This window comes from Streptomyces sp. NPDC014006 (genome assembly GCF_043088925.1).
Lineage (GTDB): Bacteria > Actinomycetota > Actinomycetes > Streptomycetales > Streptomycetaceae > Streptomyces.
The window spans coordinates 543527-556846 of sequence record NZ_JBICAJ010000003.1 but is presented as its reverse complement, the minus strand read 5'-3'; the positions used below and the strand labels follow the sequence as shown (position 1 = coordinate 556846).

Sequence of the window (13320 nt, the reverse complement as noted above, 5' to 3'; positions counted from 1 at the left end):
TGGAACCAGTGGTCGGCAAGGGCGCGGGGAGGTGAGGGCGGTGGCGGTGGCCGGTGACGACGAGTTCGAGGACGACGACTACGAACGGCAGACCGACGCCCGGCGCGCCCGCGTCGCCCGGGAACTCATCGTCGGCGTCCGCGGCCTGACCCCCGCCGAGGCCCCCGACGGGCTGTGCCGGGCCTGCATGACGCTGCTGCCGTGGGTCTCGGGCGTGTCGGTGTCCGTCCACGGACGTGACGCGGACACCGGAGTCGTGCTGTGCGCGAGCGACGCCGTCGCCACCCGGATCGCCGAGATCCAGTACACGCTGGGCGAGGGGCCCTGTACGGAGGCCGTCCGGCTGCGCGCCCCGGTGTTCGCGACGGATCTGACCCGGGCGCCCGACGCCCGCCGGTGGCCGTTGTTCAGCGACCAGGCCGCCAAGGCGGGCGCGCAGGCCGCCTTCTCGCTGCCGCTGACGGTCGCCGACACCCCTCTCGGCACGCTGGATCTGTACCGGCGGGTGACGGGCTCGTTGAGCGAGGACCAGGCGGGCTGGGCGCTGCTGGTCGCCGACGCGGTCACCCTGGCCGTGATTGCGCTCGACCGGGCTTCTGCGGAGACCAACGGAGTCGAAGCGTGGCTGGAGGGGGCACAAGCAGACCGGGAGGAGGTGCACCAGGCCACCGGGATGATCATGGTCCAGCTCGGCGTCGGGGCGGACGAGGCCGTACTTCTCCTTCGCGCCCGGGCCTTCGCACAGGGCCGCACCACGACCGAGATCGCACGGGCGATCATCGGGCGCACCATGGACATCCGGAACGACTGACCCACACCGTCGGCGCCCCGCCCGAGGACGACGCGCACCTGGCACAGGCGCCGGCCGACTCCGCCGCGCTGTCCCTGCTGCACTGGTCCACGGAACCGGCCCGCGGCGACGACGTCATCACCCGCGTGCAGAGCGCCCTCGGCGCCAAGGCCACCCTGGAGATCGCCAAGGGCATGCTCGCCGCCTACGCCGGCATCTCGGTCCCGGAGGCCGGCCGCCACCTCAGCGACCATGCCATCAGCCGCCGGGTGAGCCTCGCCGACACTGTGAACGCCCTGGTCAACCGCAGGATGGAGCTCGAGTCGGTCATGAGCGGGCCGCTCACCGGGTGAACGCGGTCTCGCCCCCGACGCGCGACAGCTTGTGCGGGTTGCGGACGTAGTAGAGGCCGGTGATACGGCCGTCCCCGACCCGCACGGCCATGACGCCGTCGAGCTCGCCGTCGACACGCAGCAGAAACGCCGGGCTGCCGTTGACGTGGGTGAGTTCGGCGCTGATCTCGGCCCCGGTCTTGCGCATGGCACCGACGGCGAAGCGGGCCACCTTGTCCGCGCCGAGGATCGGTCGCCGCGCGGCCTGCTTGATGCCGCCGCCGTCGCTGAGCAGCACGACCTCGGGGGCGAGCACGTCGAGCAGCCCCTGCAGGTCGCCGGTCTCCACGGCCCGCTGGAACGACTCCAGCGCCGTGCGGGTCGCGCTCGTGGAGACCTCCTCGCGCGGCCGGCGGGCGTCGACGTGCCGGCGGGCGCGGTGCGCGATCTGGCGCACGGCCGCGGGGCTCTTGCCGACGGCGGCGGCGATCTCGTCGTAACCGAGGTCGAACACCTCGCGCAGCACGAAGACGGCCCGCTCGGTCGGCGACAGCGTCTCCAGTACGAGCATCAGCGCCATCGACAGGCTCTCGGCCAGCTCCACGTCCTCGGCCACGTCCGGTGCGGTGAGCACCGGCTCGGGCAGCCAGGGACCGACGTACGCCTCCTTGCGGCGCTTCATCGTGCGCAGCCGGTTGAGCGCCTGCCGGGTGGTGATCCGGACCAGGTAGGCGCGCTGGTCGCGGACCTGCGTCAGGTCCACCTTGTCCCAGCGCAGCCAGGTCTCCTGCAGGACGTCCTCGGCGTCGGCGGCCGAGCCGAGCATCTCGTAGGCGACCGTGAACAGCAGGTCGCGGTGGGCGACGAAACTCTCGGTCGCCGGATGGGTGGCGTGCTCGCTCACCTGTCGTTCCCCTCTCCGTCGCGGCTGCCCGCGGTCGGTCCCGAGTGTCTAGGCTGCCGGTCCGGCGGTGGCGGGCACCGCGACGCGGCGGGACTGCAGCAGCTGCCGGCGCTTGGCGTCCTTCGCCCACCAGGTGCGCACGCCGGGGCGGCGCGCCTCGTAGCCCAGCTGCCAGACGGTGCTGCGGCAGATGACCTCCTTGAGCTTCGCGCCCGGACGGCCGGCCAGGTGGAACGGGACGGCGACGTCGTTGCGGTGCGCGAACTGGAAGACACCCGCGCGACGCCCGAGGCTCAGGCACACGCCGGCGAAGCCGACCTGGACGGGCCTGGGCGCGGTGCCCGCGATCCGGCTGAGCACGGTCTCGGCGGCCTGCGGGCCGAGCTGCACCGCCGACTGGCAGCCCATCCGGTACGGCAGACCGGAGGGCGCCGCCGCGTCCCCGGCCGCCACGACACGTTCGTCGTCCACGCTCGTCAGCGTCTCGTCGGTGAGCAGCCGACCCAGGGCGTCGGTCCGCAGCCCGCTGCGCGCGGCGAGGTCCGGCACGCCGAACCCGGCGGTCCACACGGTGACGTCGCTGGGCACCACACGGCCGTCCCCGAGGGTGACGGCGTCGCGGGTCACCTCCGTCACCTGTGTGCCGGGCCCGTCGAGCACACGCACCCCGAGCCGGGCCAGCCGCCGGGCGACGGTGCGTCGTCCCCGCGCGTGCAGCGACGGCCCGAGCGGCCCGCCGCACACCAGGCTCACGGCCCGCCCCTGTTCCGCCAGCTCGGCGGCGGTCTCGATACCGGACGGCCCGGCCCCGACGACGGTCACCGCGGCCTTCGCCGGGGCGGCGTCGAGCAGCGGCCGCAGCCGCTCGGCGTCCTCCAGGCAGGCGATCGGACGGGCGAACTCGGCGGCCCCGGGCACCTGGGGATCGGCGCTGCCGCTGCCGACGGCGTAGATCAGGTAGTCGTAACGCAGAGCGTCGCCGCCGGCCAGCGCGACCCGGCGCCCGCCGCTGTCGATCCGCTCCACACTGCCGACGACCAGCCGCACACGCTCGGCCAGCACCTTGCGGTAGTCGACGACGGCGCTGTGGCTGCCGCCCACCAGCTGGTGCAGCCGGATCCGCTCCACGAAGGAGGGACGCGGGTTGATCAGGGTGATGGATACGTCGCCGCGCTGCGTGAGCCGGTTGGCGGCCATGACACCGGCGTACCCGCCACCGATGACGACGACGTCGATGGTCTCGGACATGAGCCCTCCTGGTCTGTGGTGGTGACCGTTCACCCCCAAGACACCGCCCCCTGTGCGGCTGTGACACGGGGTGAGCCGGATCACTGCACACGGTCGGGGCGCGATGGGCGGGCCGCATACGTCCTGAAACGCCAGAGGCCCCGGATTTCTCCGGGGCCTCTGTTCTGTGTGCACTCGGCAGGATTCGAACCTGCAACCTTCTGATCCGTAGTCAGATGCTCTATCCGTTAAGCTACGAGTGCTTGTTCTTTTGTTTTGCCCCCGCTCCCGGTCCTTTCGGCCCGCTCGCGGCGACAGGAAGAACATTACATGACTGCCGCCGACATGTGAAATCCGTTAGGCACACCCTGCTTGACCTGCGGAAATGCCCAGTTCGCATGATCGGCCGATCGAGAGCGAACCGCCGGGGAACGACGAAGCCCCGGTCCTTGTGGACCGGGGCTTCGGTGATCGAGCGCGGAGGCGGAGGGATTTGAACCCTCGATGGGCTTTAAGGCCCAAACCGCATTAGCAGTGCGGCGCCATAGACCGGACTAGGCGACGCCTCCAGCACAGCCGCCCGCGCGAGCGCGAGTGGTGCGTGCAGATGATGACACAGTCGAGCGTCGTGTCACCAATCGGCTCCCACGGTACTAGGCAGTCGGGCCGGAGGGCAAAGCCCTTGCCGTGCGGCGAAACGTCCCGTCGCGGGACGCGTTAGACACGTCATGACACACGTCACCCAGTCGACGCCCGGCGTACTGCGCCGCCTGCTCGTCCTCGCCGCCGTCACCGTCGCCGCCGGCTCGCTGTCCGCGGCCCCCTCCCTCGCGTACGACCAGAGCGGCAGCGGCTCGCTCATGCCGCCGCCCGTGCGGGACGAGGACCGGCCCGTCAGCGGTGATCACCTCGTCGTCACCGTCCAGGGCGCCGGCCAGGGGCGCGACGGGACGTACGAGGTGTTCTGCCACCCGGACGGCGGCACCCATCCGCACGCGGCCGGGGCCTGCCGGGCGCTGGACCACAACACCCGGTGGGGCCGGGATACCTTCGCGCCCGTGCCGGAGGGCACCATGTGCACCATGCAGTACGGCGGGCCGGCCACCGCCCATGTGACCGGTACCTGGGCCGGGCGCCCGGTCGACGCGCGGTTCGACCGCGGCGACGGCTGCGAGATCGGGCGGTGGGACCGCTTCGTGCCCCTGCTCCCCGACCTGCGGGACTGAGGCCGGACAGGCGCGGGACTGACGCAGGACAGACGCAGGACACAGAACAAGGACTCGCGCAGGAGTCGTACGGGACGCACACGGGACCGGCACAGCCGTGAACAGGCCCCGGCGGCCGCCCGCGACGAGGCCGCCGCCGGGACCTCCGGGCAACCCGTTCATCCGGCATCGCAGCCGCAACGGCTCCCCGTAGACTCCCCGGCGTGACACGCCGCGGGCCGGTTGGCAAGATGGCCGAAGCGGTCGGCAAGGTGCGGTAACAGGGAGGAAGCGTCTCGTGAGCAGCAGGCCATCCCGAGGCGCTGCTCGCCTCGCAGCCATACTGGACGCGCTGCCCGACGCGTTGGTGCTGGTCAACGCCAACGGCACCGTGGTCAACGCCAACACCATCGCGCTGGAGGCGTTCGAGACCCCGGGCACCGCCCTCGTCGGGCGCGGGCTGCTCGATCTGCTGCCCGGCTTCGACTCCAAGCTCATCCCCGGCTCGATGCGCCGGCCCGACCACATCGACCCGCGGGCGCGGACCAAGCCGACGCGGATGATGGCCCGGCGCACCGACGGCACAGAGTTCCCGGTCGAGGTCACCAGCGCGAATCTGGAGAACGGCCAGCAGGCCTACGACGGTTACGGCTACACCGGCGACGAGCTGCTGATGCTCGTGGTACGCGACCTGTCCGGGACCATCGACACCGAGGCCGAGCTGGCCCGCTCGCAGCGGCAGACCGAGATGATCCTGCGCGCCGCCGCCGAGGGCGTCGTCGGCACGGACACCGACGGGCGGATCGTGCTCGTCAACCCGGCCGCCGCGCAGATCCTCGGCTACCGCGCCAGCGATCTCGGCGGCAAGGAACTGCACGACCTCGTGCTGCACTCGCGCGCCGACGGCACGCCGTTCCCGTACGACGATTCCCCGCTCGCCGACACCCTGCGCTCCGGGCGCAAGCACCGGGTGCGCGGCCAGGTGCTGTGGTCCAAGGGCGGGGAGAAGGTCTCGGTCGACCTGACCACCGCGCCGGTGCGCGACGGCGACCAGCTCGTCGGCGCCGTCATGACCTTCACCGACCGGCGGCCCTACGATGCCCTGGCCGAGCAGAAGGCGGCGCTGGAGAAGGCGCACGCCGAGGAGCTGGAGCGGCTCTCCGAGGAGCACGCCTCCGACCTGACCGCGCTGCGCCAGAGCCATGTCACGGAGCTGGAGGAGCTGCGCGAGAAGCACGCCGAGGAGCTGGCGGCCGGCGAGGAACGCTACGCCGCCCTCGGCGAGCGCGAGAAGGATCGTTACGAGGCGCTCAGCGCGCGCTACGACCAGCTGGCCACCCTCCTGGGCACCTCCCTGCGCGGACCGCTGGACGAGCTGCGCCGCGAGCTGTCCGCGCTCGCCGCGGACGACGCCGGGCAACTGTGGCCCGAGGCCAACCAGGTGCTCCACCACCTCAGCGCCGGTTACGCGCGCATCACCACCCTCATCGACAACGTCCTCGGCTACCAGCGGCTCGACGCCGCGGGGCAGCAGATCACGCGGACGAAGGTCATGCTCGACGCCGTCGTCGCCTCCGGGGTGGACGGGGCCGTCGAGCTGATCGGCCCGGGCCGGGTGCAGTTCGCCATGCACGCGCCGCCCATCGAGGCCGAGGTCGACCCGCACCTGCTCGCGACCGCGCTCGCGCATCTCGTCGCGGACGTCGCCGGGGTCGACGCCACCGGCAACGCGCCCGTGTCGACGGGCGGTTACATGGACAACACCGTCGTCGTCGCGGCGGCGCAGCGCGGCGAGGTCGCGCGGATCGAGGTGCGCGGACCGTACGCCGGGGGCGACCCGGTGCACGAGCCGATCGTGCGCGGCATCGTGCGCGCCCACGGCGGCGTGCTGCAGACGCACGAAGTGCCGGGCATGAGCGGCAGCGCGTACGTCCTCGAGGTCCCGCTCGGCGGCGGCGCCGGAGCCGTCACGGCCGGCCCGGCCGGGGCCGCCCAGCCCATCGCCCCGGGCTCGGAGGAGGTCCCCGCCGACGGTCAGACCTCAGGTGGCGGGCGGCGGCGGGCCCGGCGTTCGTCGACCGACGCGTTCCTGGAACTCGACGCCGCCGAGGAGCCGTCGGGCTCCACCGAGGCCTCGGGCGGTACCGGGCGACGGCGCCGGCGTGCGGCCGCGCCGCCTCAGCAGGAGACGCCGGCCGAGGGCGCGGCCCTGGAGCTGGCCGGCAGTGGCGGCACGGGGCGGCGACGCCGCGCTGCCGCGACGCCGGACACGACGGGCTCCCCGGCCGAGGGCGCCGTGATGACCGCCGACGAGCATGCCGCCGGGACCGCGGCCGTGGGCACCGGGCTGGGCGGGACCGTGCCGCCGCAGGGCGTGCCCGCGCCGACCGGACGGCGCGCCCGGCGCGCGGCCGACGGCGAGCAGAACGCCCTGCCGCCCGCACTGCCCGCCGCCACCGGGGACGCGGCGGACTCGGGCGACGCCCCGCAGCCGACCGGGCGACGCCGCCGTGCCCTCGCGGCCGCACAGGAGCGCGCCGCCGCGCAGGAGGCCGCGCCGCGCACCGTCTTCGCCCTGCCGCCCGCCGACGTCGACCGCCCGGCCGGCACCGGGCCGGACGGTCCCACGGGCGGCCCCGAGGCGTCGGCCGGAAGCCCCGTCGCGCCGGCCGGCATTCCGGTCGCACCGGTCGCCGGGCCTGACGCGCCAGGCGGCGGGGCTCAGCCCGGGGCGGCGCAGGCCGTGCCGATGCCGGTGCCCATGCCGGTGCCGGGGCCCGGTGTGCCCGCGGACGTCCTCGCCGCCCACGGCCGCGACGACGCGCCGCACGACGGCTCCGGTGACCACACGCCGCCCCAGCCCCACCCGACGACCGCACCGACCGGCCGACGCCGCCGCGCGGCCGCCCAGCCGGGGGACGCCGGGCCGGTGGGCTCGGGGGTGTCCGGTGCCGCTGAGGTTGCTGGGGTACCTGGTGCTGAGGATGTTTCCGGTACGGCGACGACTCCCGAAGGTCCCGATGCCGGTACCGGCGCTCCGGCTGCTCCGGCAGATACGGCGACCCCGGTCGGCCCCGCAACGCCGATCCCTCCCGGTCCCGTCGGCCCGATGGCTCCCGGCGCCGCGGCCGGCCCGGCCGTACCGCCCCAGGGCGGTGCCACCGGTCAGCCCGGCGCCCAGGACGCGGCCGCGCAGCCGCTCCCCGCACCGGTGTCCCCGGAACAGCCGGCCCCGGGTCGGCAGATCCCGGCTCAGTCCACGCCGGGTCAGCCCACCCCGGCGCAGGCCGCTGTGACCCACCCCCTCCCTGCTGCGGGCACGCCGGGCCTGCCGACCACGGCTCACGGCGCCCCCGGCCAGGCGGGCGCCGGGCGGCCGATCCCCGCGCAGGCCACCGGCGGGGCCGCACCGGCACAGCCGGTTCCCCCGCACGGCCTTCCGCACCCACACCCGCACCCCGTGCCGGGCGCCGCCCAGCCGCTCCCCGCCGAGGCCGCCCCCGGTCATCAGGGCACCCCGCCGCAGGGCACCCCCGCCCCGCAGCAGTGGCCGGCCGCCGACGCCACGCCGGGCGCCGGGACCGCCGTACCCCCGGCCGTACCCCCGGCCGGCCCCACGGCCGGACCCCCGCACACGACCGGAGCTCTGGCCACCCCCGGTGCGGCCCCGGTGCCGCCGAACGCGGGGAACCCGGGGGCCCCCGTGCCGCCGGCCGACGCCACCGCCGTACCTCCCACGGGCTCCCCGACACCCCCCGCGGGCACCCCCGCCTCCCGGGCCGCTCAGCCGTTGCCCGCCGAGGCTCCCGGGCGGGTGGATCCGAACTCCACGCAGGGCCGGGCGATCAGCGTGCGCACGCTGGGGCAGGGTGTGCCGTTCACCCGGCAGGCCGTCCAGGCGCAGGCCCCGAGTGCCGCAGAGCCCGCGCGTCGGGGGGCGGCCACCCCGCCGCCGCACGCGCCCGGGGGCAGCGGGCGGCGCCGGAAGCTGGGCACGCCGCCCGATCCCGCCACGCGCGCCGGCGCCGCGGAGCAGACGGCCCGTCCGCATCCCGCGGCCGACCCCTCGACGCCCCCCGGGCCCGGCACGCCCGCCGCACCCGCCCAGCGACCGGCACCCGCCGGTCCCGCCGGCCCCGGCACCCCCGTGCCGCAGCCGTCGCTCGCCGGGCAGGCGCGGCTGGTGCAGCCCGGTACCGAGGGCGCGGGACGGTCCTACGCCATAGGGGCGCCGGACGAGAACGCTGCCGAGGGCCCCGAGCCGCTGGACGGTCCGGGCGGCGCGGTGGAGGTCGCGGACGCACCCCCGCCGCAGCCGATGGACGACGAGCTGCCGCCGGAGCCGCTGGACAACCCGCGCCGGCTGCTGGTGTGGCCCGCGCCGGACATGAGCACCCAGCAGGCGCTCAGCGACCGCGGCTACCGGCCGGTGATCGTCAACTCGCGCGAGGAGGTCGACGCGCAGATCGCGGCGTTCCCGGCCGCGCTGTTCGTGGACCCGCTCACCGGGCCGATCACCCGGACCGCGCTGCAGCAGCTGCGGCAGGCCGCCGTGGCCGCTCAGGTGCCGGTGATGGTGACGGCGGGCCTCGGACAGGCCTCCCGGGAGGCCGCCTACGGCGCCGACCCGGCCGTACTGCTGAAGGCGCTCGCGCCGCGGGACAGTGAGCAGCATCCGCCGCGGGTGATGCTCATCGAGGAGCACGCGGAGATCGCGCTGGCGCTGACCGCGACGCTGGAGCGGCGCGGGATGCAGGTCGCGCGGGCCGCGAGCGATGCGGACGCGGTGGCGCTGGCGGGGCAGTTCCGGCCGAACCTCGTCGTGATGGACCTGATGCAGGTGCACCGGCGGCGGGCCGGGATCGTGGACTGGCTGCGCGCGAACGGGCAGCTCAACCGCACCCCGCTGGTCGTCTACACGGCCGCCGTCGACCAGGCGGACCTGCCGCGGCTGGCGTCCGGCGAGACGGTGCTGTTCCTGGCGGAGCGGTCCACCAGCACGGAGGTCCAGACACGGATCGTCGACCTGCTGGCCCGCATCGGCACGAACTAGCTCACGGTGCGATGATCCTGCGGGCCGCCTCCTGCACCGAGGCGCGCAGGCGGGCGCGGTCGGGGCCGTCGGCGCCGACGAGGATGCGGCTCATCTGCGGGACGACGGTGACCCAGTTCGCCAGGGCGATGAGCAGGAACAGCAGGTCGGCGGGCGGGATCGCGTCGCTGATCACGCCGCGTTCCTGACCGTCGCGCATCGCGGCGACCTTGGCGGCGTAGTGGTCCTGGCGCTCGGCCTCGTCGGGCAGCTCGGCGGTGCCGTACTCGATGCCTTCCCAGTAGAGGAGGCGCAGGAGTTCCGGGTGGGCGGCGTGATAGTCCATGAGGCGGTCCAGCCAGCCCTCGATGTCGTCCGGGTCGACGGGCACCGCGGCGGCGAGGTCGACCATGGAGCGGCCGAGGACCTGGGAGAACAGCTCCGCCTTGTTGCCGAAGTAGGCGTAGATCAGCTGCTTGTTGGCCTTCGCCTCGCTCGCGATGCGGTCGATGCGGGCGCCCGCGATGCCGTGCCGGGCGAACTCGGCGACGGCTGCCTCGAAGATGCGGGCCTTGGTGGCCTCGGGGTCCCTTGCTGCCATGGGCGACAGGGTAGCCGCTCGGGTAACCAACTGTTTGGTTGACAGGGAATCGACCGGGCCTCCAGACTGTTCTCCCAGCATCCAACCAACCAGTTAGTTGCGAGAGCCGGCTCGAAGGAGTCCCTCCCCATGTCCTCGACCCCCGTGTCCTCGACCCCCGTGTCCCCGGCGCCCCTGTCCTCGACGCCCCACGGCGTCCGCCGCCCCGTGGGGCGCGACGCAGGCCCCCGCACCCCCTCCTCCGCGCTCTTCCTGATCCTCATCGCCGTCTGCACCGCGGTCACGGCCGCCAACATCTACCTCGCCGCGCCGCTGCTCCCGCTGATCGCCCACGACTTCGGCTCCACCCCGCCGGCGATCGCCTGGGTCGCCTCCGTCGCCCAGCTCGGCTACGCCGTCGGCCTGCTGTTCTTCGCCCCGCTCGGCGACACCGCCAACCGGCGCCGGCTGGTCACCACCCTCACCGTCCTCACCGCCCTCGCGCTGGCCGCCGGGGCCGCAGCGCCCGGCATCGGCGCGCTGGCGGGCGCCGTGTTCGTCGCCGCCGCGGCGACCGTCATCCCGCAGCTGCTGGTGCCGCTGGTCGCCGAACGGGCGCCCGCCGACCGCCGCGCTTTCCACGTCGCCGCCGTCATCGCGGGCCTGTTCACGGGCATCGTCGCCGCTCGCGTGGTCGGCGGTCTGGCCGGGCAGGCGTTCGGCTGGCGCTGGGTGTTCGCGGGCTCGGGCGTCCTCACGCTCACGCTGGGCCTGGCTACCGCGGTCGTCCTGCCGTCGGCCCGCAAGGGCGGCGCGGGCTTCCTCGCCGGGATCGCCGCGCTGCCCGCCCTGGTGCGCCGCTCGCCCGACCTGTGGCGGGCGTGCGTGCGGCAGGCGGGGATGTTCGGGGCGTGGAGCGCCCTGTGGACCTCGCTCGCCCTGCTGCTGACGGGTCCGGTCTACGGCCTGTCGACCGCGACGGCCGGCCTGTTCGGCCTCTTCGGGCTCGCGGCCAGCGTGGTCGCGCCGCTGGCCGGTGGCCTGGTCGACCGGTTCGGCGCGGCGAAGGTCGTCCGCACGGCCTACCTGGTCGCCGCGGTCTCGGTGCCGCTGTTCTGGCTCGGCGGCCATGTCATCGCCGCGCTCTTCGCCGCCGCGATCGCCATCCACGCCGCCCTGGTCGCCTCCCACGTCGCCAACCAGACCCTGGCACTGACCACCACGACCACCCCGGCCGCCGCCAACACCGCCTACGTGGTCAGCGGCTTCGCCGGCGGCGCGCTCGCCTCGGCCCTGGCGGGACCGGCCTTCGGCCACTTCGGCTGGGGCGGGGTGTGCGTGGTGGCGGCGGCCTGGCTGGCGATCGGCTGGGGCGCCACGGCGGTACGCCGGTGAGTGTCTCGCCGGGGAGCGGGCGGGCGGTGGGCGCGTCGTCGTCGTACGACGGTGACGCGCCCGCCCCCTGGGTAAGCCGTCGGTGTCAGAGCTGGGTGACGTCCAGCTCGCCCGCCGCGTACTTTCTGCGGAGCACCTTCTTGTCGAACTTGCCGACGCTCGTCTTCGGGACCGTCTCGACGATGGTCCAGCGCTCCGGGAGCTGCCACTTGGCGATGTGACCCTCCTCGGCGAGGAAGGCACGCAGGGACTCGAAGTCGGCGGTCGAGCCCTCCTTGAGGACGACCGTGGCCAGCGGGCGCTCACCCCACTTGTCGTCGGGGACGGCGACGACGGCGGCCTCGGCGACGTCCGGGTGGGACATCAGCGCGTTCTCCAGCTCGACCGAGGAGATCCACTCGCCGCCGGACTTGATGACGTCCTTGGCCCGGTCGGTGAGGGTGAGGAAGCCGTCGGGGGAGATGGTGCCGACGTCACCGGTCTTCAGCCAGCCGTCCTCGCTGAACTTGTCGGCGGGGCGCAGCGCTTCGGCGTCGGGGCCGTTGTAGTACGCGCCGGCGATCCACGGGCCGCGCACCTCCAACTCGCCCGCCGACTCGCCGTCCCAGGGCAGGCGCTCCCCACCGGGGCCGGTGAGGCGGCCCTCCACGGAGGCGGGGAAGCGGCCCTGGGTGAGGCGGTAGCCGAACTCCTCGTCGGTGCCGACCGCGTGGGCCGGCGGGCGGGCCACCGTGCCGAGCGGGGAGGTCTCCGTCATGCCCCAGGCGTGGCAGACCCGCATGCCGAGCTGGTCGAAGGCCTCCATGAGGGAGGGCGGGCAGGCCGAGCCGCCGATGGTGACCTGGTGGAGGGAGGAGACGTCACGCGGCTTGGCGTGCAGCTCGGCGAGCAGGCCCTGCCAGATGGTGGGGACGGCGGCCGCGTGGGTCGGCTTCTCGCTCTCGATCATCTCGGCGAGCGGAGCCGGCTGCAGGAACCGGTCCGGCATCAGCAGGTTGACGCCGGTCATGAAGGTGGCGTGCGGCAGGCCCCAGGCGTTCACATGGAACTGGGGCACCACGACCAGGGAGGTGTCCTGGTCGGTCAGGCCCATCGACTGGGCCATGTTGACCTGCATGGAGTGCAGGTAGATCGAACGGTGGCTGTAGACCACGCCCTTGGGGTCGCCGGTGGTGCCGGAGGTGTAGCACATGGCGGCGGCCTGCCGCTCGTCCAGCTCCGGCCAGTCGTACGCCGTCGGCTTCCCGGCGAGCAGCTCCTCGTACTCGTGGACCTGCGGCGCGGCGTCCGCGAGCAGCGTGCGGTCGCCCGGGCCGGTGACCACGATGTGCTCGACGCTCTTCAGGTGCGGCAGCAGCGGGGCCAGCAGCGGCAGCAGGGAACCGTTGACCACGATGACCTTGTCCGCGGCGTGGCCGACGATCCAGGTCAGCTGCTCGGCGGGCAGACGCAGGTTGAGCGTGTGCAGGACCGCGCCCATCGAGGGGATGGCGAAGTAGGCCTCCACGTGCTCGGCGTTGTTCCACATCAGGGTGGCCACGCGGTCGTCGTCGCGTACGCCCAGGTCCTCGCGCAGGGCATGCGCCAGCTGGGCGGCGCGGGCGCCGATCTCGGCGTAGGAGCGGCGCTGCGGCGCCCCCTCACCCGTCCAGGTGGTCACCTGCGAGGTGCCGTGGACCGTCGACCCATGGGTCAGGATCCTTGAGATCAGCAGCGGTACGTCCTGCATCGTGCTCTGCACGGCGTCCTCCCGGGCGACGTCGCCTACGCGGTGGTAACGGATGCGCTGATTCTGCGCACATACCACGCGGTATGTCACTAGGCGGCGGTGATCGATCACTGCGCCCTGGGTCAC

9 protein-coding genes and 2 tRNA genes are annotated in these 13320 nt (G+C 74.3%); 5 read left to right on the top strand and 6 right to left on the bottom strand.

Annotation, left to right across the window (positions count from 1 at the left end):
* Positions 1 to 40 precede the first annotated feature (40 nt).
* Together ACF1GV_RS14760 and ACF1GV_RS14755 are read left to right on the top strand one after the other, a co-directional pair.
* A complete protein-coding gene (locus ACF1GV_RS14760) occupies positions 41 to 811 on the top strand; it encodes a GAF and ANTAR domain-containing protein (RefSeq protein ID WP_391680324.1) in 771 nt (256 codons plus the stop codon).
* Between the two features lie 125 nt (positions 812 to 936).
* Positions 937 to 1143, top strand: a complete 207-nt coding sequence (locus ACF1GV_RS14755) for an ANTAR domain-containing protein (RefSeq protein WP_391680323.1) — start codon at positions 937 to 939, stop codon at positions 1141 to 1143.
* On the opposite strand, the gene ACF1GV_RS14750 is transcribed toward ACF1GV_RS14755, so the two are convergent.
* From ACF1GV_RS14750 to ACF1GV_RS14735, 4 genes are all read right to left on the bottom strand, one after another.
* Positions 1133 to 2026, bottom strand: coding sequence for an RNA polymerase sigma-70 factor (locus tag ACF1GV_RS14750; protein WP_391680321.1), 894 nt, complete (start codon positions 2024 to 2026; stop codon positions 1133 to 1135). The two genes, ACF1GV_RS14755 and ACF1GV_RS14750, sit on opposite strands and share 11 nt — an antisense overlap.
* 48 nt (positions 2027 to 2074) lie before the next feature.
* Positions 2075 to 3274 (bottom strand): NAD(P)/FAD-dependent oxidoreductase, encoded by a 1200-nt coding sequence (locus ACF1GV_RS14745; RefSeq protein WP_391680319.1) that lies wholly within the window; start codon positions 3272 to 3274, stop codon positions 2075 to 2077.
* A gap of 169 nt (positions 3275 to 3443) precedes the next feature.
* Positions 3444 to 3516: transfer RNA gene (locus ACF1GV_RS14740), tRNA-Arg, on the bottom strand.
* Between the two features lie 215 nt (positions 3517 to 3731).
* A tRNA-Ser gene (locus ACF1GV_RS14735) sits at positions 3732 to 3822 on the bottom strand.
* Between the two features lie 159 nt (positions 3823 to 3981).
* On the opposite strand from ACF1GV_RS14735, the gene ACF1GV_RS14730 reads away from it, so the two are divergent.
* Together ACF1GV_RS14730 and ACF1GV_RS14725 are read left to right on the top strand one after the other, a co-directional pair.
* Positions 3982 to 4479, top strand: a complete 498-nt coding sequence (locus tag ACF1GV_RS14730; protein ID WP_391680318.1) for an SSI family serine proteinase inhibitor — start codon at positions 3982 to 3984, stop codon at positions 4477 to 4479.
* Positions 4480 to 4756: 277 nt separating this feature from the next.
* A complete protein-coding gene (locus ACF1GV_RS14725; protein WP_391680316.1) occupies positions 4757 to 9511 on the top strand; it encodes a PAS domain-containing protein in 4755 nt (1584 codons plus the stop codon).
* A gap of 1 nt (position 9512) precedes the next feature.
* Here ACF1GV_RS14725 and ACF1GV_RS14720 read toward each other — a convergent pair whose 3' ends face one another.
* Positions 9513 to 10091: a TetR family transcriptional regulator gene (locus ACF1GV_RS14720; protein WP_391680314.1), complete on the bottom strand. Its 579-nt coding sequence runs from the start codon at positions 10089 to 10091 to the stop codon at positions 9513 to 9515.
* A 129-nt stretch (positions 10092 to 10220) separates the two neighbouring features.
* On the opposite strand from ACF1GV_RS14720, the gene ACF1GV_RS14715 reads away from it, so the two are divergent.
* Positions 10221 to 11465 (top strand): MFS transporter, encoded by a 1245-nt coding sequence (locus ACF1GV_RS14715; RefSeq protein WP_391680312.1) that lies wholly within the window; start codon positions 10221 to 10223, stop codon positions 11463 to 11465.
* A gap of 85 nt (positions 11466 to 11550) precedes the next feature.
* On the opposite strand, the gene ACF1GV_RS14710 is transcribed toward ACF1GV_RS14715, so the two are convergent.
* Complete coding sequence (locus ACF1GV_RS14710; RefSeq protein WP_391680311.1) at positions 11551 to 13206, bottom strand: long-chain fatty acid--CoA ligase; 1656 nt, start codon at positions 13204 to 13206, stop codon at positions 11551 to 11553.
* Between the last annotated feature and the right edge of the window lie 114 nt (positions 13207 to 13320).

Excerpts from the sequence above, each read along its gene's own strand:
- ACF1GV_RS14730 (WP_391680318.1), top strand. The coding sequence starts at position 3,982 with ATGACACACGTCACCCAGTCGACGCCCGGCGTACTGCGCCGCCTGCTC.
- ACF1GV_RS14715 (WP_391680312.1), top strand. The coding sequence starts at position 10,221 with ATGTCCTCGACCCCCGTGTCCTCGACCCCCGTGTCCCCGGCGCCCCTG.
- ACF1GV_RS14745 (WP_391680319.1), bottom strand. The coding sequence starts at position 3,274 with ATGTCCGAGACCATCGACGTCGTCGTCATCGGTGGCGGGTACGCCGGT.
- ACF1GV_RS14720 (WP_391680314.1), bottom strand. The coding sequence starts at position 10,091 with ATGGCAGCAAGGGACCCCGAGGCCACCAAGGCCCGCATCTTCGAGGCA.